The organism is Curtobacterium sp. PsM8 (assembly GCF_030433875.1).
Lineage (GTDB): Bacteria > Actinomycetota > Actinomycetes > Actinomycetales > Microbacteriaceae > Curtobacterium.
The window spans coordinates 1-26,032 of the sequence record NZ_JARUXD010000049.1; the positions used below are offsets into that span (position 1 = coordinate 1).

Annotated in this window: 26 protein-coding genes; 20 read left to right on the top strand and 6 right to left on the bottom strand. The window is 70.6% G+C overall.

Annotated features, from left to right (window positions below):
• The first annotated feature begins 155 nt into the window (after positions 1 to 155).
• The 3 genes from QCD68_RS11945 (at position 156) to QCD68_RS11955 (ending at position 2,930) form a co-directional block, all read left to right on the top strand.
• Complete coding sequence (locus QCD68_RS11945) at positions 156 to 1,088, top strand: NADP-dependent oxidoreductase (RefSeq protein WP_301223169.1); 933 nt, start codon at positions 156 to 158, stop codon at positions 1,086 to 1,088.
• Positions 1,089 to 1,271: 183 nt separating this feature from the next.
• Positions 1,272 to 2,099: a DUF805 domain-containing protein gene (locus tag QCD68_RS11950; protein ID WP_301223170.1), complete on the top strand. Its 828-nt coding sequence runs from the start codon at positions 1,272 to 1,274 to the stop codon at positions 2,097 to 2,099.
• A 186-nt stretch (positions 2,100 to 2,285) separates the two neighbouring features.
• Complete coding sequence (locus QCD68_RS11955) at positions 2,286 to 2,930, top strand: DUF805 domain-containing protein (protein ID WP_111074284.1); 645 nt, start codon at positions 2,286 to 2,288, stop codon at positions 2,928 to 2,930.
• Positions 2,931 to 3,007: 77 nt separating this feature from the next.
• On the opposite strand, the gene QCD68_RS11960 is transcribed toward QCD68_RS11955, so the two are convergent.
• From QCD68_RS11960 to QCD68_RS11985, 6 genes are all read right to left on the bottom strand, one after another.
• Complete coding sequence (locus QCD68_RS11960) at positions 3,008 to 3,649, bottom strand: TNT domain-containing protein (RefSeq protein ID WP_301223171.1); 642 nt, start codon at positions 3,647 to 3,649, stop codon at positions 3,008 to 3,010.
• A gap of 51 nt (positions 3,650 to 3,700) precedes the next feature.
• The gene (locus QCD68_RS11965; RefSeq protein WP_111074282.1) at positions 3,701 to 4,474 is read right to left on the bottom strand and encodes a succinate dehydrogenase iron-sulfur subunit; all 774 of its coding nucleotides are present in this window, start codon (positions 4,472 to 4,474) and stop codon (positions 3,701 to 3,703) included.
• A 1-nt stretch (position 4,475) separates the two neighbouring features.
• Positions 4,476 to 6,269: a succinate dehydrogenase flavoprotein subunit gene (gene sdhA, locus QCD68_RS11970; RefSeq protein WP_111074281.1), complete on the bottom strand. Its 1,794-nt coding sequence runs from the start codon at positions 6,267 to 6,269 to the stop codon at positions 4,476 to 4,478.
• 69 nt (positions 6,270 to 6,338) lie between these two features.
• Positions 6,339 to 6,785, bottom strand: coding sequence for a succinate dehydrogenase, hydrophobic membrane anchor protein (gene sdhD, locus QCD68_RS11975; protein WP_111074280.1), 447 nt, complete (start codon positions 6,783 to 6,785; stop codon positions 6,339 to 6,341).
• A 13-nt stretch (positions 6,786 to 6,798) separates the two neighbouring features.
• Positions 6,799 to 7,260: a succinate dehydrogenase, cytochrome b556 subunit gene (sdhC, locus tag QCD68_RS11980; RefSeq protein WP_111074279.1), complete on the bottom strand. Its 462-nt coding sequence runs from the start codon at positions 7,258 to 7,260 to the stop codon at positions 6,799 to 6,801.
• 75 nt (positions 7,261 to 7,335) lie between these two features.
• Positions 7,336 to 8,580, bottom strand: a complete 1,245-nt coding sequence (locus QCD68_RS11985) for a glycosyltransferase family 4 protein (RefSeq protein ID WP_301223172.1) — start codon at positions 8,578 to 8,580, stop codon at positions 7,336 to 7,338.
• Positions 8,581 to 8,740: 160 nt separating this feature from the next.
• Between QCD68_RS11985 and QCD68_RS11990 the strand changes: the two genes are divergently transcribed.
• From QCD68_RS11990 to QCD68_RS12070, 17 genes are all read left to right on the top strand, one after another.
• On the top strand, positions 8,741 to 9,856 hold the full coding sequence (locus tag QCD68_RS11990; protein WP_111074277.1) for a mannose-1-phosphate guanylyltransferase: 1,116 nt from the start codon (positions 8,741 to 8,743) through the stop codon (positions 9,854 to 9,856).
• A 104-nt stretch (positions 9,857 to 9,960) separates the two neighbouring features.
• On the top strand, positions 9,961 to 11,934 hold the full coding sequence (locus QCD68_RS11995) for an alpha/beta hydrolase (protein ID WP_253463631.1): 1,974 nt from the start codon (positions 9,961 to 9,963) through the stop codon (positions 11,932 to 11,934).
• Between the two features lie 125 nt (positions 11,935 to 12,059).
• Positions 12,060 to 12,437 (top strand): hypothetical protein, encoded by a 378-nt coding sequence (locus tag QCD68_RS12000; protein ID WP_111074275.1) that lies wholly within the window; start codon positions 12,060 to 12,062, stop codon positions 12,435 to 12,437.
• Positions 12,438 to 12,461: 24 nt separating this feature from the next.
• Complete coding sequence (locus QCD68_RS12005; protein ID WP_111074274.1) at positions 12,462 to 12,965, top strand: hypothetical protein; 504 nt, start codon at positions 12,462 to 12,464, stop codon at positions 12,963 to 12,965.
• Positions 12,955 to 13,467 carry a hypothetical protein gene (locus tag QCD68_RS12010; protein ID WP_146248090.1) on the top strand — a complete coding sequence of 171 codons (513 nt, stop codon included), beginning with the start codon at positions 12,955 to 12,957 and terminating at the stop codon, positions 13,465 to 13,467. Before QCD68_RS12005 ends, QCD68_RS12010 begins: the two co-directional genes overlap by 11 nt.
• Positions 13,457 to 13,975: a hypothetical protein gene (locus QCD68_RS12015; protein ID WP_111074272.1), complete on the top strand. Its 519-nt coding sequence runs from the start codon at positions 13,457 to 13,459 to the stop codon at positions 13,973 to 13,975. Before QCD68_RS12010 ends, QCD68_RS12015 begins: the two co-directional genes overlap by 11 nt.
• A 271-nt stretch (positions 13,976 to 14,246) precedes the next feature.
• Positions 14,247 to 15,320: a BMP family lipoprotein gene (locus QCD68_RS12020; RefSeq protein WP_111074271.1), complete on the top strand. Its 1,074-nt coding sequence runs from the start codon at positions 14,247 to 14,249 to the stop codon at positions 15,318 to 15,320.
• Between the two features lie 93 nt (positions 15,321 to 15,413).
• Positions 15,414 to 16,934 carry an ABC transporter ATP-binding protein gene (locus tag QCD68_RS12025; protein ID WP_111074270.1) on the top strand — a complete coding sequence of 507 codons (1,521 nt, stop codon included), beginning with the start codon at positions 15,414 to 15,416 and terminating at the stop codon, positions 16,932 to 16,934.
• The gene (locus tag QCD68_RS12030; RefSeq protein ID WP_441005185.1) at positions 16,931 to 18,370 is read left to right on the top strand and encodes an ABC transporter permease; all 1,440 of its coding nucleotides are present in this window, start codon (positions 16,931 to 16,933) and stop codon (positions 18,368 to 18,370) included. The genes QCD68_RS12025 and QCD68_RS12030 overlap by 4 nt, the downstream gene beginning before the upstream one ends.
• A complete protein-coding gene (locus QCD68_RS12035; RefSeq protein WP_111074269.1) occupies positions 18,367 to 19,656 on the top strand; it encodes an ABC transporter permease in 1,290 nt (429 codons plus the stop codon). The genes QCD68_RS12030 and QCD68_RS12035 overlap by 4 nt, the downstream gene beginning before the upstream one ends.
• 16 nt (positions 19,657 to 19,672) lie before the next feature.
• Positions 19,673 to 20,200: a cytidine deaminase gene (locus tag QCD68_RS12040; RefSeq protein ID WP_441005186.1), complete on the top strand. Its 528-nt coding sequence runs from the start codon at positions 19,673 to 19,675 to the stop codon at positions 20,198 to 20,200.
• 1 nt (position 20,201) lies between these two features.
• On the top strand, positions 20,202 to 21,488 hold the full coding sequence (locus QCD68_RS12045; RefSeq protein ID WP_301223173.1) for a thymidine phosphorylase: 1,287 nt from the start codon (positions 20,202 to 20,204) through the stop codon (positions 21,486 to 21,488).
• Positions 21,489 to 21,614: 126 nt separating this feature from the next.
• Positions 21,615 to 22,727, top strand: a complete 1,113-nt coding sequence (locus QCD68_RS12050; RefSeq protein ID WP_301223174.1) for an adenosine deaminase — start codon at positions 21,615 to 21,617, stop codon at positions 22,725 to 22,727.
• A gap of 4 nt (positions 22,728 to 22,731) precedes the next feature.
• The gene (locus QCD68_RS12055; RefSeq protein WP_301223175.1) at positions 22,732 to 23,181 is read left to right on the top strand and encodes a PTS sugar transporter subunit IIA; all 450 of its coding nucleotides are present in this window, start codon (positions 22,732 to 22,734) and stop codon (positions 23,179 to 23,181) included.
• Positions 23,178 to 23,450 (top strand): PTS sugar transporter subunit IIB, encoded by a 273-nt coding sequence (locus QCD68_RS12060; protein ID WP_301223176.1) that lies wholly within the window; start codon positions 23,178 to 23,180, stop codon positions 23,448 to 23,450. The genes QCD68_RS12055 and QCD68_RS12060 overlap by 4 nt, the downstream gene beginning before the upstream one ends.
• Positions 23,451 to 23,474: 24 nt before the next feature.
• Positions 23,475 to 24,305: a purine-nucleoside phosphorylase gene (locus QCD68_RS12065; protein ID WP_111074263.1), complete on the top strand. Its 831-nt coding sequence runs from the start codon at positions 23,475 to 23,477 to the stop codon at positions 24,303 to 24,305.
• Positions 24,302 to 25,933: a phospho-sugar mutase gene (locus QCD68_RS12070; protein ID WP_301223177.1), complete on the top strand. Its 1,632-nt coding sequence runs from the start codon at positions 24,302 to 24,304 to the stop codon at positions 25,931 to 25,933. The genes QCD68_RS12065 and QCD68_RS12070 overlap by 4 nt, the downstream gene beginning before the upstream one ends.
• Positions 25,934 to 26,032: the final 99 nt, after the last annotated feature.

The window sequence follows — 26,032 nt, forward strand, 5'->3', positions numbered from 1 at the left end:
GGGGGGGGGGCCGTCCGCACCAACCGGCGGCCGCCCCCCCCGCCGCGCCCCCGGGGGCGGGCGCCCCCCTGCGGGCCGGGCGCCCCCCGTCCGTCAGGCGTCCGTCCGGCGGTCGGCTTGAAGCCGCGGTCGTGGCCGCGAGTACCGTCGCGAGCATGACGAAGCAGTGGGTGGCACCGCGTCCCGGCGGCAGTGACGTGTTCGAACTGGTCGACGTCGAGGTGCCGGTTCCCGGCCCCGGTGAGGTGACGGTCCGTGTCCGCGCCGCCGGCATGAACCCCGCCGACGCGAAGCACACACAGCGAGGCGACCCCGCCGACTTCCCGGTGCCGATCGGGTACGAGGTCGCCGGCGTCGTCAGCGCCGTCGGACCCGACACGACGATCGCCTCCGGGTCGGTCGCCGTCGGGGACGAGGTCCTGGCGTTCCGCGTCCGTGGCGGCTGGACGGAGGAGATCACGCTGCCCGCCGCGGACGTGTTCGCCAAGCCCGCGTCGCTCGGGTTCGCAGAGGCGGCGAACCTGCTCCTGGCGGGCACCACAGCAGCGGACCTCCTCCGCGTCACGGCGGTGCAGGCGGGCGACACCGTCCTCGTGCACGGAGCCTCCGGAGCTGTCGGCGTCAGCCTGCTCCAGCAGATCCGCACACTCGGTGCGCACGCGATCGGCACCGCCTCCGAGGGCAACGCCGACACCGTCCGCGGCTTCGGCGGCACGTGGGTCGCCTACGGGGACGGCCTGGAGGCGCGGGTCCGTGACCTCGCCGCCTCCGGAGTCGACGTGGCCCTGGACTGCGTCGGGTCCGACGAGGCCGTCGACGTCTCGTTGGCCCTGGTGGCGGACCGGCGCCGCATCGCGACCATCGCGGCGTTCGGGCGGGCGGAGGACGCCGGCATCACCGCGATCGGCGGTGCGCAGCCGGACAGCGCCGCGTTCCGGGACTCGGTGCGCGCGCGACTCATCGACCTGGCGGGACGTGGCGAGCTCGTCGTGCCGGTGGCCCGGACGTTCCCGCTGACCGAGGCTCGGGCGGCCCTCGAGGTGCTCGAGTCGGGGCACCCGGGCGGGAAGATCGCACTCCTGCCCTGACCGCTCCGGCGTCGCGCTGCCGCGGCGCTGCTGTCGCGGCGGCGTCGGTGCTGGCACACTGGGTCCCAGCGCGCGGGGTCAGCGTGCGGGGGAGCAGGACGGTCGGGGCACGTGTCCCGGCCGCCGGGGCCGCCGCCGAGGTCACCGTGGGCACACCGACCCTGCACCCCGGAAGGAACCGCCGTGAGCGACCAGTACCCCCAGGACCCGTACGCCAAGCGGCCGGGTGACGAGCCCGACCCGGCGCAGGGGGCGCCGTCCGGCCAGCAGCCGCCGGCGCAGTCGCCGTACGGGCAGCCGCAGTCGCCCTACGGTCAGCAGCCGCCGGCCCAGCAGCCGCCGGCGCAGTCGCCGTACGGTCAGCAGCCGCCCGCGCAGTCGCCGTACGGTCAGCCGCAGTCGCCCTACGGTCAGCAGCCGCCGGCGCAGTCGCCGTACAGCCAGCCCGGCCAGTCCGGACAGTACGGCGGCCAGCCGGGTCAGTACGGGCAGCAGTCGCCGTACGGGCAGCCGAGTCATCCCGGGCAGCCGGGGCACCCGGGTCAGTACGGACAGCAGCCGGGGCAGTTCGCCCAGCCGGGGTCCTACGGGCAGCAGGCCGCGACGCAGGGCGAACCGCCGCTCTGGGCACCCTGGTACGGCATCCCGTTCCCGAAGGCCTTCACGCGCTTCTGGAAGAAGTACGTGCGCTTCGACGGCCGCGCCAGCCGCAGCGAGTTCTGGTTCTGGGCGCTCTGGTGGGCCATCGGCAACTTCGCCACCAGCATCATCGACACCGTCATCGGCGGCGGTGCCAGCGGCGACTCGAACGTGGTCGGCGGCCTCTGGGCACTCGCGACGTTCGTCGGCTTCATCGCGCTCACCGTGCGACGCCTGCACGACGTGAACTTCTCGGGCCTGCTGGCCCTGCTGTTCATCATCCCGCCGATCGGTGCCCTCTTCGCCATCGTCATCGGTTGCATCCCATCCGTCCGCGAGGGCGCCCGCTTCGACCAGCCCGAGCGCGGCTGACCCGGCGGCGCTGCACGGACCGCTCCGGCCCGCGCGACCCCACTACCTGCGACGGCCCCACCATGCGGTGGGGCCGTCGTTCGCTTCCGGGAGTGGCCCCTCGGTCGGGGGTGGTCACGGTCGTCCAGGGGGACGGGGTTACTGGTTGACTCGGAGCCCAGTACCACTCGACACCAGGGAGACACCGTGAGCGACAACCCGCAGCAGCCGTACGGCACGCCCGACGGCCAGCAGCCGCACGGGCAGCAGAACCCGTACGGACAGCCCGACCAGTACGGCCAGCAGCAGTACGGTCAGCAGCAGTACGGCCAGCAGCCGTACGGCCAGCCGCAGGGCTACGGTCAGGGCGTCCAGACCGGCCCGAACGGTGAACCGCCGCTGTGGGCCCCGTGGTACGGCATCTCGCTCCCGAACGCGGCCAAGCGCTTCTTCAAGAAGTACGCCCGGTTCGACGGCCGTGCCAGCCGCAGCGAGTTCTGGTGGTGGTACCTGGTCAGCACCGTCGTCTACGCGGTGCTCTGGACCCTGGTCGGCATCGGGTTCGCCCAGTCCGAGCGGCAGACCGTCAGCACGGGGTACAGCTACACGTCCGTGATGACGTCGCCGTCGCCGCTCTACCTCATCGCGTACTCGTTGGTCGGACTGCTGTCGCTCGCGATCCTGGTGCCGTCCTTGGCGCTGGCATGGCGACGCCTGCACGACGGGAACTTCGCCGGGCCGTTCTACCTGCTCGTCCTCATCCCGGTCGTCGGCCCGATCATCGTGCTCGTGCTGTTCCTCATGCCCTCGAAGCCCGAGGGTCAGCGCTTCGACCGCCCCGAGCGCGGCTGACGCACCGCACCACGACGAAGCCCTCCTGCCCCGGTCGGGGAGGAGGGCTTCGTCGTGAGCGGAACGGAAGGCTCGGCTCAGACCACGCGGACGCGGGCCAGGGAGCCGTCGACAACCAGGTCGCGGACGGTCGACGTCGGGTTCGCGATCTCGAAGCGGAGCGCCCCACCCGGCTGGTCGAACCAGGGGCGGACGAACCGGACGGTGACGAGGAACGGGCGCTCGACCACGTACCGGTGCACCTCGGGCGATGCAGCGGTGTGCGGCGGCAGCGACCGGGCGGGCAGCGGCGTCTCGAGCGGGTGCAGGAGGTAGCCGTCCGGTCCGCCGATGCGGTCCACGGGCACGCCGGCGGGGATCTGGATCGTCAGACCGGCGTCCCCGGTCGAGGCGACCTGCTGGGCCAGCTGCGGGTAGGTCGACGCCGACCGGTCGCGCATCTGGTCGAGGTCGCTGCGACGGATGTCGCGTGCGTCCGGGAACGGCCGGTTGAGGAAGCGTCGGAGCATCTCGACGGCGTCGGACTCGTTGCCGGCCGTGGCCAGGCGACGGGCCGTGCCGTAGTCGACGACCTCCAGCGCGAAGGAGCCGGCGTCGGCCGGGATGATGCGCAGCGCACCCTCCACCGGCGGCTCGTGGAGCGTCTCACCGGGGAGCTGCACGTACCGGACCGTGTAGCCGAGCTGATCCAGGATGGGGCGGGTGTCCGCGAACGTCATGAGCGGGAGCCTAGCGCGCCCGCCCATGACGTTCCTGTCGGCATCGGCGTGCTACGCCCGGCCGCGCATGACGGCCTGCTTGACCTCGGAGATCGCCTTCGTCACCTGGATGCCGCGCGGGCAGGCGTCGGTGCAGTTGAAGGTCGTGCGGCAGCGCCAGACGCCCTCCTTGTCGTTGAGGATGTCCAGGCGCACGTCGGCCGCGTCGTCGCGGGAGTCGAAGATGAACCGGTGCGCGTTGACGATCGCCGCCGGGCCGAAGTACTGCCCGTCCGTCCAGAACACCGGGCACGACGAGGTGCACGCGGCGCAGAGGATGCACTTGGTGGTGTCGTCGAAGCGTGCACGGTCGGCCACCGACTGGATGCGCTCCTTGCCCTTCTCCGGCGCCGACTTCGGCTGCAGGAACGGCTGGACCTCGCGGAACGACTTGAAGAACGGCTCCATGTCGACGATCAGGTCCTTCTCGAGCGGCAGGCCCTTGATCGCCTCGACGTAGATCGGCTTCGAGATGTCGAGGTCCTTGATCAGCGTCTTGCACGCCAGGCGGTTGCGGCCGTTGATGCGCATCGCATCGGAGCCGCAGACACCGTGCGCGCACGAGCGGCGGAAGGTCAGGGACCCGTCCTGCTCCCACTTGATCTTGTGCAGCGCGTCGAGGATGCGGTCCGTCGGCAGCATCATCACGTCGAAGTCCTGCCAGCGCGGCTCGTCGTCCACGTCCGGGTCGAACCGGCGGACGATCAGCGTGACGGAGAACGATCCGGGAGGGGCGTCCTGCACGGTGTCGGTGCGGGGTGCCTCGGAGACCAGGGTGTCGGTCATCTCAGTACTTCCTCTCCATCGGCTGGTACCGGGTGATCACGACCGGCTTCCAGTCGAGCGTGATGTGGTCGTCGGCGAGGGACGAGTGCGGATCGCCCGTCAGGTACGCCATGGTGTGCTGCATGTAGTTCTCGTCGTCGCGCTTCGGGTAGTCGTCGCGCATGTGCCCGCCGCGGGACTCCTTGCGGTTCCGGGCGGAGTAGACGACGACCTCGGCCAGGTCGAGCAGGAAGCCGAGCTCGACCGCCTCGAGCAGGTCGGTGTTGAACCGCTTGCCCTTGTCCTGCACCGACACCTGCATGAAGCGGTTGCGGAGCGTGTGGATGGTCTCGGTCACGCGGGCGAGCGACTCGTCGGTGCGGAACACCTGCGCGTTCTTGTCCATCTCCTCCTGCAGCTCCTTGCGGAGCACGGCGACCCGTTCGGTGCCGGTGGAGGCCCGGAGCTGCTCGAGCATGCCGCGCACGTTCGCCGCGGGGTCCTCGGGCAGCGGCAGGAACTCCGCTGTCTGCACGTACTCGGCGGCGTTGTTGCCCGAGCGCTTGCCGAACACGTTGATGTCGAGCAGCGAGTTCGTACCGAGGCGGTTCGAGCCGTGCACCGAGACGCAGGCGCACTCGCCGGCGGCGTAGAGGCCCGGGACGACGGTGTCGTTGTCGGAGAGGACCTCGGCCTTGACGTTGGTCGGGATGCCACCCATGGCGTAGTGGGCGGTCGGCATCACCGGCACCGGTTCGACCACCGGGTCGACCCCGAGGTACGTGCGGGCGAACTCGGTGATGTCCGGCAGCTTGGTCTCGAGCACCTCGGCGCCGAGGTGCGTGCAGTCGAGCAGCACGTAGTCCTTGTTCGGCCCGGCACCACGACCCTCGGCGACCTCCTGCACCATGCAGCGGGCGACGATGTCGCGCGGAGCGAGGTCCTTGATGGTCGGGGCGTAGCGCTCCATGAAGCGCTCACCCGAGGCGTTGCGGAGGATCGCACCTTCACCACGGGCACCCTCGGTCAGCAGGATCCCGAGGCCCGCGAGCCCGGTCGGGTGGAACTGGAAGAACTCCATGTCCTCGAGCGGCAGGCCGGTGCGCCAGACGATGCCGACGCCGTCGCCGGTCAGGGTGTGTGCGTTCGAGGTCGTCTTGTACATCTTGCCGAAGCCACCGGTCGCGAAGACCATCGCCTTGGCGTGGAACACGTGCAGCTCGCCGGTGGAGAGCTCGAACGCGACGACGCCGGCTGGCTGCTTGCGGGTGACGCCGTCGTCGCCCACCACGTCGACCATGATGAGGTCGAGCGCGTAGAACTCGTTGAAGAAGTTCACGCCGAGCTTCACGCAGTTCTGGAACAGCGTCTGCAGGATCATGTGCCCGGTGCGGTCCGCCGCGTAGCACGCTCGGCGGACCGGGGCCTTGCCGTGGTCACGGGTGTGGCCGCCGAAGCGTCGCTGGTCGATCTTGCCCTCGGGCGTGCGGTTGAACGGCAGGCCCATGTTCTCGAGGTCGATGACCGCGTCGATGGCCTCCTTCGCCAGGATCTCGGCGGCGTCCTGGTCGACCAGGTAGTCGCCGCCCTTGATCGTGTCGAAGGTGTGCCACTCCCACGAGTCCTCTTCGACGTTCGCGAGCGCGGCCGCCATGCCGCCCTGCGCCGCACCGGTGTGGGAGCGGGTCGGGTACAGCTTCGAGATGACGGCGGTCTTCGCCTTCGGGCCGGCTTCGATGGCGGCCCGCATACCGGCGCCTCCTGCGCCGATGATGACGATGTCGAACTGGTGGTGGTGCACGGTGATGTCGGTCACTGGGGTCTTTCGATCAGGAGGCGGAGCGAGCGAGAGCGTGTCGCCAGCGCGGGATGACGCGGACGGCGGCTACTGCGCCGGGCAGAACGAGGGCAGGTCCGCGGCGGCAGCGCCGGCGGGGCACGGGTCGAACGTCCAGCACACGAGCGTGCCGAGGACGATCAGCAGGACGCACGCGGCGAGCACGGCGACGAGCAGGGTCTTCCGGACGCCGGGCTTCGCGACGTAGTCGTTGATGATCGTCCGCATGCCGTTCGAGCCGTGGATCAGCGCGAGCCAGAGCATCAGCGTGTCCCAGATCTGCCAGAACGGGCTCGCCCACTTGCCGGCGACGAAGGCGAAGTCGATCTGCTTGACGCCTTCGCCGGCGACCATGTTGACGAACAGGTGGCCGAAGATGAGGACGACGAGCAGGACGCCCGACGCCCGCATGTAGATCCAGCCCCACTTCTCCCAGTTGGTGGTGCGGCGGGCAGCGTCGGCGCTGCGGGGCGGGGCGATGGTCTCGGTGGTCATGACAGCCCTCGGTTCAGTTGAAGTCGGCGACGAGGTTCATGAGCTGGCGCGGCAGGAAGCCCGCGATCGCCACTGCCCAGAGCACGAGGACGACCCAGAACATGGCCCGCTGGTACTTCGGCCCCTTCGACCAGAAGTCGATGAGGATGATCCGCAGCCCGTTGAACGCGTGGAACACGATGGCGGCGACCAGGGCGATCTCGCCGAGGTTCATCAGCGGCGTCTTGTACGTGCCGATCACGGCGTTGTAGGCCTCGGGCGAGAGCCGGACGAGTGCCGTGTCGAGGATGTGCACGAGCAGGAAGAAGTAGATCGCGACACCGGTGATCCGGTGCAGCACCCACGACCACATCCCGACCGAGCCGCGGTACAGCGTGCCCTGCGGCGCGCGCGTCCGAGGTGCGTCGATCGACGTCCCGTCGATGGTCACCTGCGGGGTGGCTGTCGCCGTCCCGCCTGCGGTCTGCTCGGCCATGAGCTCGCCTTCCCGTAGGTCTGGCGCACCGATCGGCGCGCCGTTGCCGTCGTGTTCGTGTGGAACGACACCATCCTACGTCCGAGCACCGACCTTCTCGTGCCACCCGGTGCGGGCGGCGCGGGTCGCGGCCGGCGGAGCGCCGATCGTCCGCGCCGTCTCGTGGTGCGCGAGCAGCTCGTCGCCCACCGACTCCCACGTCGTGCCCTCGACCCGGAGCCGCCCCGCCGAACCCATCCGCTCGGCCAGTGAACGGTCCGCGTGCAGCCGCGCCACCGCCGCACGGAGGGCCAGCGGTGCTTCCGGGTCGTACAGCTCGCCGTCGAGACCCGGGGACACCAGGTCGAGCGGTCCGCCGGAGGCCGGGGCCACCACCGGCAGGCCCGTCGCGTGCGCCTCCTGCAGGGTCTGCCCGAAGGTCTCGGCGGCCCCGGTGTGCACGAACACGTCGAGCATCGCGTAGGCATCGGCCAACGCGTCGCCGCGCAGCGGGCCGGTGAAGGTGACGTCCAGGTGGCGCAAGCGCCGTTCCAGCAATGCCCGGGAGGGTCCTCCTCCGGCGACCACGACCCGGATGCCCGGCATGCCGCCGAGTTCCGCGAGCCGTTCGACCTCCTTCTCCGGTGCCAGCCGGCCCACGTAGCCGACGATGGTCTCGCCGCGCGGAGCGATGCGCCGTCGCAGGGCCCGCACGTGGGACGAGGAGCGACGGTCCGGGTGGAAGAGGGTCGTGTCGACGCCGCGGCCCCACCGGGCCACCCGCGGGACGCCCTCCTCGGCGAGCATCGCGGCCGTCGCCGACGACGGTGCCAGCGTCAGCGACGCTCCCGCGTGGATGCGCCCGAGGACCCGGCGGACGAGCGGAGCCGCCGCGGACAGGCCGTTGCGGCGTGCGAACCCGGCCACGTCGGTCTGGAAGACGGCGACGGAGGGTATGCCGAGCCTCCCGGCTGCCGTGATCGCGCGCCCACCCAACAGGAAGGGGCTGGCGGCGTGCAGCACGTCGGCCCCGGAGGCGGCGAGGATCGTGTCGAGGACCGGGTGCGGGAGCGCCACCGGGAACTGCCGGTACGCGACCGCCGGGATCCGGTGCACGTCGAAGCCGTGGTGCCGCTCCTGCTCGGAACGCGAGCGCCAGGCGGCGAGGCCCGGCGTGTCCGGGGCGATGACGACGGCCTGGTGTCCGCGGCGCCGCAGGTGCTCGAGCACCGCGAGGACGCTCGTGGTGACGCCGTTGAGGGTGGGCAGGAAGCTCTCGGTCACGACGGCGACGGTCCGGGGGGACTCGGTGCCTCGCTCCATGCTGCTGCGTGCGTTCATGGCACGGCCCATGCTCACGCCGACGCGTGGACGACCGGGGGGCACGACGTGAACGCGGTACGCGCGAGGGGTGAACAGACCGTGCGCGGATCCCGGTGCCGTCCACGACACGTCCAGACGACGTGCAGCCGCTGCACGGGGGCGCCGGTACGGTGGGCGCGTGACGGACGCACTCGACGACTTCTACGCGATCATCCCGGCCGGCGGCATCGGATCGCGCCTCTGGCCGCTCTCGCGCGCCGACGCCCCGAAGTTCCTGCACGACCTGACCGGCTCGGGCTCGTCGCTGCTCCGGCAGACCTGGGACCGACTCGAGCCGCTCGCCGGCCCCGACCGCATCATGGTGGTCACCGGCCGGGCGCACCGCATCGCCGTCGAGTCCCAGCTGCCCGGGGTCGAGGACCACAACGTCGTGCTCGAGAGCGAGCCCAAGGACTCCACGGCGGCGATCGGCCTCGCCGCGGCGATCCTGCACCGCCGCGAGCCCGACGTCGTCATCGGCTCGTTCGCCGCCGACCACGTCATCGGCGACGCCCGCGGCTTCCGCCGGTCCGTCCGCGAAGCCGTCGTCGCCGCCCGCGCCGGCTACATCACGACCATCGGCATCACACCGAACGAGCCCGCCATCGGCTTCGGGTACATCCACGCCGCCGACGAGGCGCTCGGGGTCGACGGCGCGACCACCGCGCACGCCGTCCGGTCCTTCGTCGAGAAGCCCGACCTGCGGACCGCGAAGAAGTACGTCGCCGACGGCTCGTACCTCTGGAACGCCGGTATGTTCATCAGCCGCGCCGACGTGCTCCTCGCCGAGATCGGACGCAACGAGCCCGAGCTGCTCGCCGGCATCGAGGAGCTCGCCGCAGCGTGGGACACCTCGGCGCGGGGGATCGTGGTCGACCGCATCTGGCCGTCGCTGAAGAAGATCGCCATCGACTACACGGTCGCCGAACCGGCCGCCGCCGCCGGACGCATGGCCGTCGTGCCCGGCGACTTCGACTGGGACGACGTCGGCGACTTCGCCTCGCTCGCGAAGCTGCAGTCCGGTGGGCGGAAGAACAACCTGGCCGTGCTCGGCGACAACGCCCGCATCCTGGCCGACTCGGCGAGCGGCATCGTCGTGTCGCAGAGCAACCGGCTGATCTCGCTGATCGGGGTCGAGGACATCGTCGTCGTCGACACCCCGGACGCGCTGCTCGTCACCACGAGCGCGAACGCGCAGCGGGTCAAGGGTGTGGTGGACGCGCTGAAGATCAGCGGGCGGGACGACGTGCTCTGAGGGGTGGCGTGCTCTGAGGAGCACCCATCCGGAGACCAGGAGCGGCAAGCTGCGTTATCGTGGGTGGTCGCAGCGGGGGCTGCGGGGGAGCCTGGGGAGAGCAGATGGTCGACATCGAGTACGACGCGGGGGACGCGTCATCGCTGAGCAGTGCGCTGCGTACCGCGGATGGCGTCCTACGCGGGCAAGCGGGCAAACGTTCCGGGGCGGTGTCGACAGGTCTGCAGGACTTCTCCGGGGCCTACGCGAAGCGGTTCCAAGAGGCCGCGGTGATCGAGGCCGAGGACCGGGGCAAGCTCGCCGGGGTACTCGCCGACTTCGCTGATGACATCGATGCAGTGAGTCGCCAGGCCGTGGAGGAACGTCAGCGGATCAGCGACCACGATGCGTGGAAGCAGCGAGAAGCACAACGCAACGCTTTCGTCCAGGCGTCCGGCGGCGGCGTCGTGGGGGTGGCAGTACCGCTGTGGGAGTTCGTCACGGACCACGAACCCTCGACCACGCCGATCACCCCGAAGCCGCTGACGGCGGCCTTCCACGCACGGCAGCGTCCGCACTCGGCCGGCGGCGATGGCAGCGGGAAGAGCTCGGCAGACCCGACCCACCTGCGCACCTTCGTGTCCACCACCCGCTCGGCCGACAGTGACGCCGACACCGAGCTGCAGCGGCTGCAAACCGCATGGTCGAGCTTCAAGGCATCGTGCAGCTGGGCGGTCGTGGACGGGCAGAGCGCGCTCTCCGGGTTCCGCCAGTACCTGCAGCACAACGAGTCGGACTGCACGTGGAGCGAGCACGTCGCCAGCGCCTTCGAGAAGGCAGGGGGCGCCGGAGTGCTCCCCGACATGGTGCTCGCCGTCGCCACGAACGGGCGGACGCCACCGGTGCTCGATGCGTTGTTCGCGGAGGGCCTGACCCCGGCCGAGGTCGCGAAGCGGTGGGCAGCGCTGGGGCTGTCGAAGGCCGATGCGCCGGCACTCCGCGCTCTACCGCAGTCAGTACTCGAGAAGCTGGGCAACCTCGAGGGCGTTGCCTACTGGGCACGAGACGCGGCCAACCGATCGGTGCTCGGTCTCCGCATCGACCAGGTCCAGAGCCAGCTGGCGACCGCGCAGACCGGGTCCGCCTGGTCGGGTCAGTACGGCACGCCGTTCCAGCAGCAGATCGCCTCGCTCGAGAAGGAGTTGAAGGCCTTGCTCAACATCGAGGCAACCCTGGGGAAGAAGGGCGAAGGTGCTCGGTCCCTGGTGTCTCTGACCGACGACGTCCCGCCGCTTGCAGCCGTCTCGATCGGTGACCTCGACACGGCGGACAACGTGACCTGGGCGGTGCCGGGGATGAACACCACGACGGCTGACATGTCGTCGTGGACAAACGCCGCACAGAACATCTACAACCAGCAGATCGTGGCCGCTGGCGAAGGCGAGCGTGCAGTCATCTCCTGGATCGGGTACGAGACCCCCGGAGAGACGACTGTCCTCGGCATGGACAAAGCGGAAGCCGGTGCCGAGAAGCTGGCGGCGTCCGTACACGGACTAGACGCTGTCCGGGCTGATGGCATGCCCACCACGAACATCGTCGCGCACTCGTACGGCACGACGACAGCGGGGGTCGCGCTCTCCCGGTCGGACATCCACGTCGATAGATTTGTTGCCCTGGCCTCCGCTGGTCTGCCGGACGCGGTCGATTCGGCGGACGACCTCCACGCCGGCGAGGTTTACGCCGGACAGGCACGGAACGTGCTCTTCGACGAAGGCGGAAAGGGGGACGAGTGGGCGACGGTAGGCCGGAGCTTCAGCCATGGCCATCACGTCGACCCGTCGAAGCCGGGCTTCGGTGCGACGACGTTCGGGGCGAACGGCGGTACTGCGGCTGACGGCACCACGACGAACCCGGTCTTGCACCACGATCCGTTGAACGCGGATGGTGGCGGGTACCTCGACCAGAACACCGAAACGCTCTACAACGTGGGCGCGGCGACGACCGGACGGAAAGACAAATTGACGGAATTCGATCCGACTCCTCCGACCGTGCGAGACCAGTGGCTGTTGGGCGTCAGAGATCCCGACGGCGGAGAGTGATGTCGATGCGTACACGTGGTGTTCGGTTGGCCGGGATGCTTCTCCTACTCGCGCTGTTCGGCGGATCGGCTGTCGGCTGTGCACAAAGTCCTGCCCCTGAACCGCAAGCAGTGAGGACACCCGCGGTGGATTCCGAGAGCGCGCAGCAACGAATGGTCGAAGTCGTGAGGGACGCGACGGAGAGCCTCGGTGGTGACTGGAAAGTCCGGTCTGGACCGGACTATGCAGAAGCCTGCCGATTACCCGACGGGGACACCGGAGCAAAGTGGACGTACTTCCTCACCCGCGCGCAGACCGGCGACGTCTCTGCCGACTCAGCCAAGGTCGAAGCGCGTTGGAAGGCCCTGGGAATGTCCATCGAACACCTGGGCACGAAGACGGAGCCGACAGTCATCGGGCGGGGCGGCGATCGCACCGATTCCATCAGCTTCTCCATCGCGCCTGGGCTCTACGCCATCCAGAGCGTTTCGCTTTGCTTCCCGGGTGATGCAGACCAACTCTGAACGAACGCGCTGCCGGACTGACGGATGACCGGCAGTTCCGGCCTGCGTCGGAGCGCGGTGTGCGCACTGGTACTCGTTCCGATCGAACTGATTGTCGCCGCTTGTGCGCAGCACCCGTCGGTCACGACCACCCCGCTCGCGACGGCGGCGGTGACGGCTGCGGCCGCGAAGCAGCAGATGGTCGGTGCGGTGGACGACCTCACCGGACGGCTCGGCGGGGACTGGGAACAGGGCACGGGACCGGACTACGCCGATGCGTGCGCCCTGCCGGGCGGACAGCCGGGTGCGCAGTGGGTGGACGTCCGGACGCGTTCGTCGGTCGGGAACGTCGCGGAGGACCTATCCGCGGTCGAGGCGCAGTGGAAGCGGCAGGGCATGGCCATCGACCGGTGGGGCTCGACAGCTCATCCGACCCTCGTCGGCCGCGGTGGTGCGGCGACCGACTCGATGAGCCTCTCGGTCACCGACGACCAGTACGGAGTCCAGGCGCTGTCGCGGTGCTTCCCCGGGGACCCCGATGAGCTCTGACGCGATCATCCCACGCCGATGGGCCGCAGCCACGGTCGGCGTGCTCGTCGTCGGCACGCTCGTCGGCTGTGCAACGCCCGCTCCGACACCCACACCGACACCGAGCGAGACGGCGACACCGGTGCTCGACGCGGACACCGCGCAGCGGCAGATGGTCGAGGCTGTCGACCGGGTGACCACCGCGTTGGGCGGCACGTGGCAGCACGAGACCGGTCCCGACTACGCGGAGGACTGCCGGTTGTCGAACGGCGAGCCGGGTGCGCAGTGGCGCTTCCTCGTCACACGCGGCTCGCTCGGGGACGTACCTGCGGACGTCGCCGCGGTGACGGCGCGGTGGAAGGGACAGGGCATGTCGCTGGAGCGGTGGGGAACGCAGGACGAGCCCACCATCACGGGCCGTGGCGGTGGGACGACGAGGTCGATCAGTCTCTCGGTCGCCCCGGACCTGTACGGCGTCGAGGCCGTCTCGCTGTGCTTCCCCGGAGACGCTGATGCGCTCTGAGCACAGGCTGCGCCGACCCGTCGGGGTCCTCGGCACCGGTGTGCTCGTCGTCGCCGCGCTCGTCGGCTGCTCCGCGGCTGGCCCGGCCCCCGCACCGGCACCGACGTCCGAGCACGCTGCCCCGGCCGTCCACCGGGACGTCGCGCAGCAGCAGATGGTCGACGCCGTCGAGGCGGTCACCGGTCGACTCGGTGGGACGTGGCAGCCGCGGACCGGCCCCGACTACCTGGAGGACTGCCGGCTCCCCGACGGCGACCAGGGTGCGAAGTGGCGGTACCTCGTCACCCGCTCGTCCAGCGGCGACGTGACGCAGGACGTCACCACCACCGAGGACCGGTGGACGGAGCAGGGCATGACGATCGACCACTGGGGGACGGCGGACCGCCCGACCATCGTGGGTCGTGGTGGCGGGCGGACCGACTCCGTCCGGTTGACGGTGTCGGACGGACAGTACGCGGTCCAGGCTCTCTCGCTGTGCTTCCCCGGCGACGCGGACGACGACTTCTGAACCGCCCTGCGGACCGGCGGATGTGGGGGATGCCTGCACGATCCTCCAGACCGGAGCCCGGCTGTAGCGCTCCATCACGAAACCCCGCGAACTGGGGGCACGAACCGACCATCGCGTTTCCGGCGCGTTACGGCGCGGTCGCGATCGCGTAACCGATGTCGGAGGGCCTCCGGACCGGTCCTGTACCGCCCGGCCGGTCGTGTACTGTCCTGACGATCGCCCGGTGCGCAGTGACTCCGGGTCGACTCCCGATCTCCCCGGAGGAACCCCCGTGTCATCTCGTACCCGTCGCGTCGCCATGAGCGGTCTCGCGCTCGTCGGCACCGTCGCCGTGCTCGCCGGCTGCGCATCCGCACCGTCCAGCTCGACCTCGTCCAAGAAGTCCGACTTCCTGCCCTGCATGGTCTCCGACGCCGGTGGCTTCGACGACAAGTCGTTCAACCAGCTCGGCTTCGAGGGCATGAAGGACGCCGCCTCCGACCTGGGCGCCCAGTACAAGGACGCCGAGTCGAAGGACGCGACCGTCTACGACTCGAACATCCAGCAGCTCGTCAACCAGAACTGCAACCTCATCGTCACGGTCGGCTTCAACCTCGCCGCCTCGACGAAGAAGCAGGCCGCGGCGAACCCCGACACCGACTTCGCGATCATCGACGACAACTCGATCGACGCCAAGAACGTCAAGCCGATCACGTTCGACACCTCGCAGGCGGCGTTCCTCGCCGGCTACGCGGCGGCGTCCTACTCGAAGTCCGGCACCGTCGGCACCTTCGGCGGCATGCAGATCCCGACCGTCACCATCTTCATGGACGGCTTCGCGGACGGCGTCGCGTACTACAACGAGCAGAAGAAGAAGGACGTCAAGGTCGTCGGCTGGGACGTCAAGAGCCAGAAGGGCTCCTTCACCGGTGGCTTCGAGGCCGGCACCCAGGCGAAGTCGGTCGCGCAGTCGCTGCTCGACCAGGACGCCGACGTGATCCTGCCCGTCGGTGGCCCGATCTACCAGTCGGCCGCAGAAGCGATCAAGGACGCCGACAACGGCTCCGTCCTCATCGGCGCGGACAGCGACCTCTACGAGGCCGACCCCCGCTACAAGGACATCGCCTTCACCTCCATCGAGAAGGGCATGAAGCCCGCCACGAAGGACGTCGTCGAGCAGGCCGCCAAGGGCGACTTCTCGAAGACCCCGTACGTCGGCACGCTGAAGAACGACGGCGTCGGCATCGCGCCGTTCCACGACTACGAGTCCAAGGTCGACTCGGGTCTGCAGGGCGAGCTCGACAAGATCAAGGCCGGCATCATCGACGGCTCGGTCAAGGTCGACACCGAGGCATCCGTCAAGTAGTCCGACGAACGCGGGCGGGGGAGCACTCCTCCGCCCGCGTTCTCGCGCGCACGGGGACCCGTGCACGCCCGAGACAGAAATAGACTCACCGACATGAAGCTCGAACTCCGCGGCATCACGAAGCGGTTCGGCAGCCTGGTCGCCAACGACCACATCTCGATCACCGTCGAACCGGGCGAGGTGCACTGTCTCCTCGGCGAGAACGGTGCAGGCAAGTCGACCCTGATGAACGTCCTCTACGGCATGTACCAGGCCGACGAGGGCGAGATCCTGCTCGACGACGTCGTCCAGGCCTTCGACGGACCGGGCGACGCCATGCGCTCCGGCATCGGCATGGTGCACCAGCACTTCATGCTCGTCCCCGTCTTCACCGTGGCCGAGAACGTGATGCTCGGGCAGGAGGAGACCGCGTTCGGCGGCCGCCTCGACCTGGCCGGCGCTCGCAAGCGCGTCCGCGAGATCTCCGAGCGCTTCGGGTTCGACGTGGACCCCGACGCCCGCGTCGAGGACCTGCCGGTCGGCGTGCAGCAGCGCGTGGAGATCATCAAGGCGCTGTCCCGCGACGCCTCCGTGCTGGTGTTCGACGAGCCGACGGCCGTCCTCACCCCGCAGGAGACCGACGAGCTGATGGGCATCATGCGCCAGCTCCGCGAAGCCGGCACCGCCATCGTCTTCATCACCCACAAGCTCCGCGAGGTCCGCGAGGTCGCCGACCGCATCACCGTGATCCGCCTGGGCAAGGTCGTCGGCGAAGCGTCCCCGACCGCGTCGAACAGCGAGCTCGCGGCACTCATGGTCGGCCGCAGCGTCGAACTGGTCGTCGACAAGGCACCGGCCACCCCGGGCGACGCCGCCCTGGTCGTCGAGGGGCTCACCGTCACCGACCCGACCGGCCTGGTGCTGGTCGACGACGTCTCGTTCACGGTCCGCCGGGGCGAGGTCCTCGCCATCGCGGGCGTTCAGGGCAACGGCCAGACCGAACTGACCGAGGCGATCATGGGCCTCGAGCCGGTCCGCTCCGGTCGGATCACCCTGGACGGCCGCGAGGTCACCGGCCGCAGCGTCAAGCAGATCCTGGACGCCGGCGTCGGGTTCGTCCCCGAGGACCGCAAGGAAGACGGGCTGGTCGGGGAGTTCACGATCGCCGAGAACCTCATGCTCGACCGCGCCGACTCCGCCGACTTCGTCCGTGCCGGCACCATCCGCGCCGCCGAGCGGGACGCCTTCGCCGACGAGAAGATCGCCGAGTTCGACATCCGCACGCCCGGGCGCACCACCGCGGCCGGTCGGCTCTCCGGCGGCAACCAGCAGAAGATCGTCCTGGCCCGCGAACTCAGCCGCCCGCTGCGGCTCTTCGTCGCCGCGCAGCCCACGCGCGGCATCGACGTCGGCTCGATCGAGTTCGTCCACAAGCGCATCGTCGAGACCCGCGACAGCGGCGTCCCGGTGATCGTCGTCTCCACCGAGCTCGACGAAGTCGTCGCGCTCGCCGACCGGATCGCCGTGATGTACCGCGGCGCGATCGTCGGCATCGTCCCCGCGTCCACACCCCGGGACGTCCTCGGACTCATGATGGCGGGCGAACTGCCCGCAGGAACGGAGCTCGCCGCGTGAGCGACCCCACGCCGCAGCACGACGGCACCACGCCGTCGGACCGCACCGCACAGACCGACGCGACCACGGGCCTCCCGGCCGACGCGACGAGCGCCGACGCGACGAGCGCCGCCGCGACGACCGCCGACACGACGCACGACGCCGCGACGCCCGCCGTCGACGACCGTCTGCAGGAGGTCACCGGCGCCCCGCACCTGATGACCGACTCGGCGACCGACAGCGAGCGCCGCGAGGGCCGCTGGAGCGACGCCCTCCGCAGCATCGTGAACGGCTCGGTCCTGACTACCGTCCTCGCGGTAGTCCTGGCCCTCATCGCGAGCGGTGTCCTCATCGCCCTGACCGACAAGGACGTCCAGGCCGCGGCCGGGTACTTCTTCGCCCGCCCGCTCGACACGCTCCGTGCGGTCGGGACGGCCGTCGGTGGCTCGTACTCGTCGCTGTTCCAGGGTTCGGTCGTCAACTTCGGTGCGCCGTCGTTCGCGACCGCGATCGCCCCGATCACGCGCTCGGTCGACTACGCGGTGCCGCTCATCGCCGCCGGCCTCGGCGTCGCGGTGGCGTTCCGCACCGGCCTTTTCAACATCGGCGGGCAGGGACAGGTCCTGATGGCCGCCGCGGCCGCCGGCTGGGTCGGCTTCTCGTTCGACCTGCCCGCGATCGTGCACATCCCGCTGACTATCCTCGCCGGCATCGTCGGCGGTGCGGTCTGGGCGGGCATCGTCGGACTCCTCAAGGCCCGGACCGGTGCCAACGAGGTCGTCCTGACGATCATGCTCAACTACGTCGCGCTGTACCTGGTGAGCTTCATGCTCCGCACCCCGGGCCTCCTGCAGGCCGGCGGCAGCCCGAACCCGATCTCGCCCGCGACCCGTGACTCGGCGGTCCTGCCGTCGCTGTTCGGCTCGCGGTTCGGCATCGACGTCGGGTTCCTCGTCGCCCTGGTCGCGGTGGTCGTCGTGTGGTGGCTGATGAACAAGTCGTCGCTCGGCTTCCGCTTCCGCACGGTGGGCGAGAACCCCCGCGCGGCCCGCGTCGCCGGCATGAGCGTCCCGGCGCTGACCGTCTGGGTGATGGTCATCTCCGGTGCCCTCATCGGCATCGCCGGTGCCTACCAGGTCGAGGGTGCCGTCACGACGGGCTTCACCTCGGGCATCGACGCCGGCATCGGCTTCGACGCGATCACCGTCGCGCTGCTCGGCCGCTCCAAGCCCTGGGGCACCTTCTGGGCCGCGATCCTGTTCGGCGTGCTGAAGAACGGTGGCTACGCCATGCAGGCCGCCAACGGCATCCCGATCGACATCGTCGGGGTCATCCAGGCCCTCATCGTCCTGTTCATCGCGGCCCCGCCGCTCGTCCGCGCGGTCTTCCGGATCCCGCAGCCGGGCGCACGTCGTCGCACTGCGAAGAACTCCAAGCGGAAGGCGGTCGCCGCGTGAGCACCCTCAGCCCCACCGCGGCCCCGGCCGCACCCGTCGCGGACCGAGCGGTCGAGACCACCCGCAGCTGGAAGGCACCGATCGCGTTCGCCGTGTTCTCGGTGCTCGCCGCCGTGCTGTTCCTCGGCGTCCGTCGTGGCGGCACGACCACGTTCCGTCTGGCCAACGCCGGCGACTTCGTGCAGCTGCCGAACGTCGGGCTGCCGTCGTTGGCGACCGGCGTGGTCGTCGTCGTCCTGCTGTCGCTCGGCACCGCCGTCGCGTTCTTCCTGGTCGGCCGGTTCCGTCCGGTGCCGCTGTGGCTGACGAGCGTGTTCGCGGTCGTGTTCGTCGTCGGCTTCCTCACCTGGGCCGCCGCCGGCAAGACGATCCCGCTGCCCGGCCTGTTGGTCGGCGCGATCGGCCTCAGCGTCCCGCTGGTGTTCGGTGCCCTCGGCGGCGTCATCTCGGAGCGGGTCGGCGTCGTGAACATCGCCATCGAGGGACAGTTCCTCGCCGGTGCGTTCACCTCGGCCCTCATCGCCTCGCTGACCGGGTCCGCCTGGGTCGGTCTGATCGGTGCCCTCATCGCCGGTGTGCTCGTGTCGTTCGTCCTCGCGGCGTTCAGCATCAAGTACTTGGTCGACCAGGTCATCGTCGGTGTGGTCATCAACGCGTTCATCTCCGGGCTCACCGGGTTCCTGTACTCGCAGGTGCTCTCGCCGTCCGAGACGACGCTCAACGTCGGCATCCGCTTCCCGAAGATCGAGATCCCGGTCCTGCACCAGATCCCGGTGATCGGCCCGGTGTTCTTCGAGCAGACCGTCATCGTCTACCTGGCCTACATCGCGGTCGCCGTCGTCACCTTCGCGCTGTTCAAGACCCGCTGGGGCCTGCGCCTCCGCGCGGTGGGCGAGCACCCGGAGGCCGCGGACACCGTCGGCATCAACGTCACCGGCACGCGCTTCTGGAACGTCTCGCTCGCCGGTGCGATCGCCGGCCTCGGTGGTGCGTACTTCACGCTCGACGCGGTCGGACCGTTCACGAAGGACATGACGGCGGGCGCGGGCTACATCGCGCTGGCCGCGGTCATCTTCGGCCGCTGGGACCCGATCAAGGCGACGCTCGCCGCGCTGCTGTTCGGCTTCGCGTCGAACCTGCAGAACACCCTCGGGGCGATCAACTCGCCGGTGCCGAGCGAGTTCCTGCTGATGCTGCCCTACGTCGTCACGATCTTCGCGGTGGCCGGTCTGGTGGGCCAGTCGCGAGGCCCGGCTGCGTCCGGCAAGCCGTACATCAAGAACTAGCCGGGAGGCCCGCCACATGACCGACACGAACGCTGCGGGTGACCAGGGGGTCACCACCGACCCGACGACCGGCGAGCCCTCCTGGACGGACCCGGCCCAGAGCCTCCCGTCCGACCCGGACGCCGCGATCGACGGGACCGTCGACGTCGACTGGACCGCCCTGCGAGAGGCCGCGACCACCGCGATGGGGCGCGCCTACGTGCCGTACTCGTCCTTCCCGGTGGGGGCTGCGGCGCTCACCGACGACGGCCGGATCGTCTCCGGCTGCAACGTCGAGAACGCCTCGTACGGGGTGACCCTGTGCGCCGAGTGCTCGCTCGTGTCGCAGCTGTTCATGACCGGCGGCGGGAAGCTCGTCGCGTTCACCTGCGTCGACGGCGACGGGGCGACCCTGATGCCGTGCGGGCGCTGCCGGCAGCTGCTGTTCGAGCACTCGACCGAGGGCATGCTCCTCGAGACGGTCTCGGGCATCCGCACCATCGACGAGGTCCTGCCCGACGCCTTCGGGCCGCGCACCCTCATGACCTACCAGCAGGAGCACTGACATGGCCGTCGAGCCGTTCGACACCGTCGACCTCATCCGCACCAAGCGCTCCAGCGGGACGCTGTCCACCGCCGAGATCGACTGGCTCGTCGACGCGTACACGCGCGGCTACGTCGGGGACGAGCAGATGGCCGCGCTCGCGATGGCGATCTTCCTCAACGGCATGGAACGCCGCGAGATCCGTGACCTGACCCTCGCGATGATCGCGTCGGGCGAGCGGATGTCGTTCGGTTCGCTCGGCAAGACCACGGTCGACAAGCACTCCACCGGCGGGGTCGGCGACAAGATCACCCTGCCGCTCGCACCGCTGGTCGCCACGTTCGGCGTCGCGGTGCCGCAGCTCTCCGGCCGCGGGCTAGGCCACACCGGTGGCACCCTCGACAAGCTCGAGTCGGTCCCGGGCTGGCAGGCCGCGATCTCGAACGAGCGCATGTCCGAGATCCTGTCCGACGTCGGTGCGGTCATCTGCGCGGCCGGGTCGGGTCTGGCACCGGCCGACAAGAAGCTCTACGCCCTCCGTGACATCACCGGCACGGTCGAGTGCATCCCGCTCATCGCGTCGAGCATCATGTCGAAGAAGATCGCCGAGGGCACGGCAGCGCTCGTCCTCGACGTGAAGTTCGGCTCGGGTGCGTTCATGGCGGACTTCGCGCAGTCGAAGCTCCTGGCGCAGACGATGGTCGACCTCGGGAAGGACGCCGGGGTCGCGACCTCGGCCCTCCTCACCGACATGGAGGTCCCGCTCGGCCTGACGATCGGCAACGCCCTCGAGGTGCGCGAGTCCGTCGAGGTGCTCGCCGGCGGCGGGCCTGCCGACGTGGTGTCGCTGACCGTGTCGCTCGCCGAGGAGATGCTGCGGCTGGCCGGGGTCACCGACGCCGACCCGGCCGCCGCCCTCGCCGACGGCCGCGCGATGGACACCTGGCGCCGCATGATCGAGGCGCAGGGCGGCGACGCGTCGGCCGCGCTGCCGGTCGCCGCCGAGACGCACGTCGTCACCGCCACCGAGTCCGGTGTGCTCGCCACGCAGCAGGCACTGCCGTTCGGCATCGCGGCCTGGCGCCTCGGCGCCGGGCGTGCGCGGGCGCAGGACCCGGTGCAGGCCGGCGCCGGCATAGAACTGCACGTCAAGCCCGGCGACACGGTCACCGCCGGTCAGCCACTCTGGACGCTGCACACGGACGAGCCGGAGCGCTTCGAGCGGGCGCTCGAGTCCCTCGAGGGTGCCTGGTCGATCGGCGAGTCCGCGCCGGAGCGCGGCCCGATCGTGCGCGAGCGGATCCAGTAGGCGTCGTCCGCCACACGTTCTGACTGGAGGCTCCCCACACGTCCTGTGGGGAGCCTCCAGTCCGTCGTCCACGGGTTTGTCGGCCCCGCCCTGCGGGGGTCGGTGACCACCGATAGCCTTGGGCGCATGAGCGACGCCGCCACCATCCACCGCCTGCCCGACGCCGGGGCGGTCATCAACGACCTGCCCAAGGTCTCGCTGCACGACCACCTGGACGGCGGCCTCCGTCCCGCGACGATCATCGAGCTCGCCGCGACCGACGGCGTCGAGCTGCCGACCACCAACCCGACCGAGCTGGCCGCGTGGTTCGCCGACCAGTCGAACTCCGGCTCCCTGGTGGAGTACCTCAAGACGTTCGACGTCACCACCGCCGTGATGCAGACCGAAGCCGGGCTGACCCGCGTCGCGAAGGAGTTCGTCGAGGACCTCGTCGCGGACGGTGTCGTCTACGGTGAGATCCGCTGGGCCCCGGAGCAGCACCTGCAGCGCGGGCTGACGCTCGACCAGACGGTGGAAGCCGTCCAGGCCGGCATCGAAGCCGCGGTCGACGCCGCCGGCGGGTCGATCCGCATCGGCCAGCTCGTCACCGCGATGCGCCACGCCGACCGCTCGATGGAGATCGCCCAGCTCGCGGTGCGCCACCGCGACCACGGCGTCGTCGGCTTCGACATCGCCGGTGCTGAAGCCGGGTTCCCCGCGTCGAACCACAAGGCGGCGTTCGACTACCTGGCCTCCGAGCTGTTCCCCGTCACCGTGCACGCCGGCGAAGCGGACGGCCTGGCGTCGATCCGGTCGGCGCTCGTCGACGGCCGCGCGCTGCGCCTCGGCCACGGCGTCCGGGTGTTCGAGGACGTCGCCCTGACCGACGGCGGCGACGGCTCGATGCTCGCCACCCTGGGCGAGGTGGCCTCCTGGGTCCGTGACCGCGAGATCCCGCTCGAGGTCTCGCCGTCCTCGAACCTGCAGACCGGCGCCATCGCCGCGTGGGGCGACGACCTGGCCGACCACCCGTTCGACGTCCTGTACCAGCTCGGCTTCCGGGTGACCGTGAACACCGACAACCGCCTGATGAGCAACACGACGCTGTCGAAGGAGCTCGCGCTCCTGGCCGGCACCTTCGGCTACGACCTCGACGACCTCGCCGCGTTCCAGATCAACGCCGCCCTCGGCACCTTCCTGCCGCTGGAGGACCGCGAGGAGATCATCGCCGCGATCACCGCCGGGTACGCGGAGGCCTGAGCCGATGGGCCTGCCGCCGCTGCCGGACCCGGCCGTCGTCCTCGGGGCGTCCGCGTCGTCGTGGCGCGACGCGCTCCGGAGCGCCGGCGACGCCCTCGTGGCCTCCGGTTCGACCACCGACGCCTACACCGACGCCATGATCGCGATGGTCGAGGAGCACGGCGCGTACATCGTGATCTCGCCCGGGTTGGCGTTCGCGCACGCCCGGCCGGGGTCGAGCGTGCTCCGTGACGGGCTGGCGGTCGTCACCCTCGCCGAACCGGTCGTCTTCGGGCACCCGCACAACGACCCCGTCTCGGTCGTCCTCGGCCTGGCCGTGGCCGAGGTCGGCACGCACCTCGAGTCGATCGGTGCGATCGCGAACCTGTTCAACGACCCGACCGTCACCAGGCGACTGGCGGAGGCCACCAGTGCGGACCAGATCCGGAGCATCATGGGAGTGAGCGCCACGTGAAGATCGTGACCATCTGCGGCGCCGGCATCGGTGCCAGCGCGATCCTCAAGGTGAACGCCGAGAAGGCCTTGGCGGCGCTCGGGCTGACGGCGGAGGTCGTCGCAGCCGACGTCGCCTCGGTGCGGGACGTCTCCGACGACGCCAACGTGATCCTCACCAGCCAGGAGTTCGTCGAGGCCATCGGGACCACCTACGCCGAGGTCATCGTGATCCAGAACCACTTCGACCAGAGCGAGATCACGGCGGCTGTGGAGAAGGCCCTCGGCTGACCTGCCGCCCGGTACGATCGGCGCATGCTCAGCACCGAGAACCCCCTGAACGACCCCGCCGTCGACCCCTTCGACGTGGCCCGTGACGCCGCCGCAGTCATCGCGGAGCGGTCCGGCATCGAGCGGCACGACATCGCCCTGACGCTCGGCTCCGGCTGGGGCAAGGCCGCCGACCTGCTCGGGGAGACCGTCTCCGAGATCCCCGCTGCGGACGTCCCCGGGTTCAGCGCCTCGGCCGTCCCGGGGCACTCCGGCACCGTCCGGTCGATCCGTCTCGCCGACGGTCGGCACGCACTGGTCATCGGCGCGCGCACGCACTACTACGAGAACCACGGCGTTCGTCGCGTCGTGCACAGTGTCCGGACGGCTGCCGCGACCGGCGCCTCAGTCATGGTCCTCACCAACGGCGCCGGTGGCATCAAGGAGACCTGGACGCCCGGCACGCCGGTCCTGATCAGCGACCACATCAACCTGACCGCCGACAGCCCGCTGGAGGGCGCGACGTTCATCGACCTGACCGACCTGTACTCGGCCCGTCTCCGTGCGGTCGCGAAGTCGGTCGACCCGTCGCTCGACGAAGGCGTCTACACGCAGTTCCGCGGCCCGCACTACGAGACCCCGGCCGAGGTCCAGATGGCGAAGGCGATCGGCGGGCACATCGTCGGCATGTCCACCGCGCTCGAGGCGATCGCCGCCCGCCAGGCCGGCATGGAGATCCTCGGCTTCTCGCTCATCACGAACCTGGCCGCCGGCATCCAGAAGACGCCGCTGTCCCACACCGAGGTGCTCGAGGCCGGCAAGCAGGCAGAGCCGGTCATCGCCGACCTGCTCGCCCGCGTGGTGGCGGCACTGTGAGCGTCCTCGACACCGCGGCTGCCTGGATCGAGCAGGACCCCGACGCCGAGACGCGCGCGGAACTGCAGCGGCTCGTCGACGCCGGCGACACCGAGGAACTCGACGCTCGGTTCGCCGGACGGCTGCAGTTCGGCACCGCCGGGCTCCGTGCCGAACTCGGTGCCGGCCCCCTCCGGATGAACCGCGTCGTCGTCACGCAGGCCGCCGCGGGGCTGGCCCGCTTCCTCATCGACTCCGGCCGTGACCGCAGCGTCGTCATCGGGTACGACGGCCGGGTCAACTCGGACGTCTTCGCGCGCGACTCCGCCGAGGTCATGCGGGGCCTCGGCCTCGACGTCACGCTGCTGCCCTCGGCGCTGCCGACACCGCTCGTCGCGTTCGCCGTCCGGCACCTCGGCGTCGGCGCGGGCGTCATGGTGACCGCCAGCCACAACCCGCCGCGGGACAACGGGTACAAGGTCTACCTCGGCGGGGACGACGAGGGCTCGCAGATCGTGCCGCCGGTCGACGGCGAGATCGCTGCGGCCATCGACGTCGTCGCAGCCGGCGACATCCGCACGCTCGAACGGGCGACGGACTACACCGTCGCCGACGCGTCGCTCGTCCAGGCGTACGTGGACGCGACGGCCGCGACCGTGCCGGCCCCGGCCCTCCCGGCCGACGCGCAGCCGTCCGTCGTCTACACGGCCATGCACGGCGTCGGGTGGAAGACCGCCCGCGCGGTCTTCGCGCAGGCCGGGTTCCGTGAGCCGGCCGTGGTGCCGGAGCAGATCGAGCCGGACGGTGCGTTCCCGACGGTCTCGTTCCCGAACCCGGAGGAGCCGGGCGCGATGGACCTGGCGATCGCCCGAGGTGTCGCGGTCGGTGCCGACCTGGTGATCGCCAACGACCCCGACGCCGACCGTCTGGCTCTCGCGATCCCGGACGGCTCCGGCTCGTACCGACGTCTCGCCGGCAACGAGGTCGGCTGGCTCCTCGGCTGGCGCGCCGCCGCACGGGCGGCCGACGCCGGCGTGACCGGGGTGCTCGCCGCGTCGATCGTCAGCTCGCCGGCCCTCGCCCGGGTCGCCGGGCAGTACGGGCTCGGGCACCGCGACACGCTGACCGGGTTCAAGTGGGTGTCCCGCGTGCCGGACCTGCTGTTCGGGTACGAAGAGGCGCTCGGTTACCTGGTCGACCCACAGGTGATCCGCGACAAGGACGGCATCTCCGCCGCGCTCGAGCTGCTGTCGCTCGCGACCGAGCTGGCGGCCGAGGGCAAGACCATCGCGGACCAGCTCGACGCCTTCGCCGAGCGGTTCGGGGCGTTCGCGTCCGGGCAGGTCGCGACGCGGGTGGACGACCTGTCGCGGATCGGCGAGATCATGGCGTCGCTCCGGACCGCCACGCCGACGGAGCTCGGCGGTGTCGCGATCGCGTCCGTGACGGACTTCCTCGACGGGGTGGAGAGCTTCCCGCCGTCGGACATCCTGCGCTTCGACCTCGAGGGCGGTGCCCGGGTCATCGTCCGCCCGAGCGGCACCGAGCCGAAGGTGAAGGTCTACATCGACACCGTGGCGGCCACCCCCGCCGAGGCGTCGGCCCTGGCCGACCGCCTGGCCGCCGCCGTCCGCCCCTTGGTCTCGTAGGGCGCGCCCGCGGCCGTCGCCCGGGCCGCCGCCCCCCGCCGGCGCCCAACACGAGCCCCCAGCAACCCCGGGAGGGGGCCGGGGAGGGTCTTATAAACA

Bases quoted from the DNA above. Each gene is read 5' to 3' on its own strand.
- QCD68_RS12055 (WP_301223175.1), top strand. From the start codon at position 22,732: ATGGGCCTGCCGCCGCTGCCGGACCCGGCCGTCGTCCTCGGGGCGTCC.
- QCD68_RS11960 (WP_301223171.1), bottom strand. From the start codon at position 3,649: ATGACGTTCGCGGACACCCGCCCCATCCTGGATCAGCTCGGCTACACG.
- QCD68_RS12005 (WP_111074274.1), top strand. From the start codon at position 12,462: ATGACCGGCAGTTCCGGCCTGCGTCGGAGCGCGGTGTGCGCACTGGTA.
- QCD68_RS12040 (WP_441005186.1), top strand. From the start codon at position 19,673: ATGACCGACACGAACGCTGCGGGTGACCAGGGGGTCACCACCGACCCG.
- QCD68_RS11945 (WP_301223169.1), top strand. From the start codon at position 156: ATGACGAAGCAGTGGGTGGCACCGCGTCCCGGCGGCAGTGACGTGTTC.
- sdhD (WP_111074280.1), bottom strand. From the start codon at position 6,785: ATGACCACCGAGACCATCGCCCCGCCCCGCAGCGCCGACGCTGCCCGC.
- QCD68_RS12010 (WP_146248090.1), top strand. From the start codon at position 12,955: ATGAGCTCTGACGCGATCATCCCACGCCGATGGGCCGCAGCCACGGTC.
- sdhC (WP_111074279.1), bottom strand. From the start codon at position 7,260: ATGGCCGAGCAGACCGCAGGCGGGACGGCGACAGCCACCCCGCAGGTG.
- QCD68_RS12050 (WP_301223174.1), top strand. From the start codon at position 21,615: ATGAGCGACGCCGCCACCATCCACCGCCTGCCCGACGCCGGGGCGGTC.
- QCD68_RS11965 (WP_111074282.1), bottom strand. From the start codon at position 4,474: ATGACCGACACCCTGGTCTCCGAGGCACCCCGCACCGACACCGTGCAG.
- QCD68_RS12065 (WP_111074263.1), top strand. From the start codon at position 23,475: ATGCTCAGCACCGAGAACCCCCTGAACGACCCCGCCGTCGACCCCTTC.
- QCD68_RS12015 (WP_111074272.1), top strand. From the start codon at position 13,457: ATGCGCTCTGAGCACAGGCTGCGCCGACCCGTCGGGGTCCTCGGCACC.
- QCD68_RS11995 (WP_253463631.1), top strand. From the start codon at position 9,961: ATGGTCGACATCGAGTACGACGCGGGGGACGCGTCATCGCTGAGCAGT.
- QCD68_RS12045 (WP_301223173.1), top strand. From the start codon at position 20,202: ATGGCCGTCGAGCCGTTCGACACCGTCGACCTCATCCGCACCAAGCGC.
- QCD68_RS12025 (WP_111074270.1), top strand. From the start codon at position 15,414: ATGAAGCTCGAACTCCGCGGCATCACGAAGCGGTTCGGCAGCCTGGTC.
- QCD68_RS11985 (WP_301223172.1), bottom strand. From the start codon at position 8,580: ATGAACGCACGCAGCAGCATGGAGCGAGGCACCGAGTCCCCCCGGACC.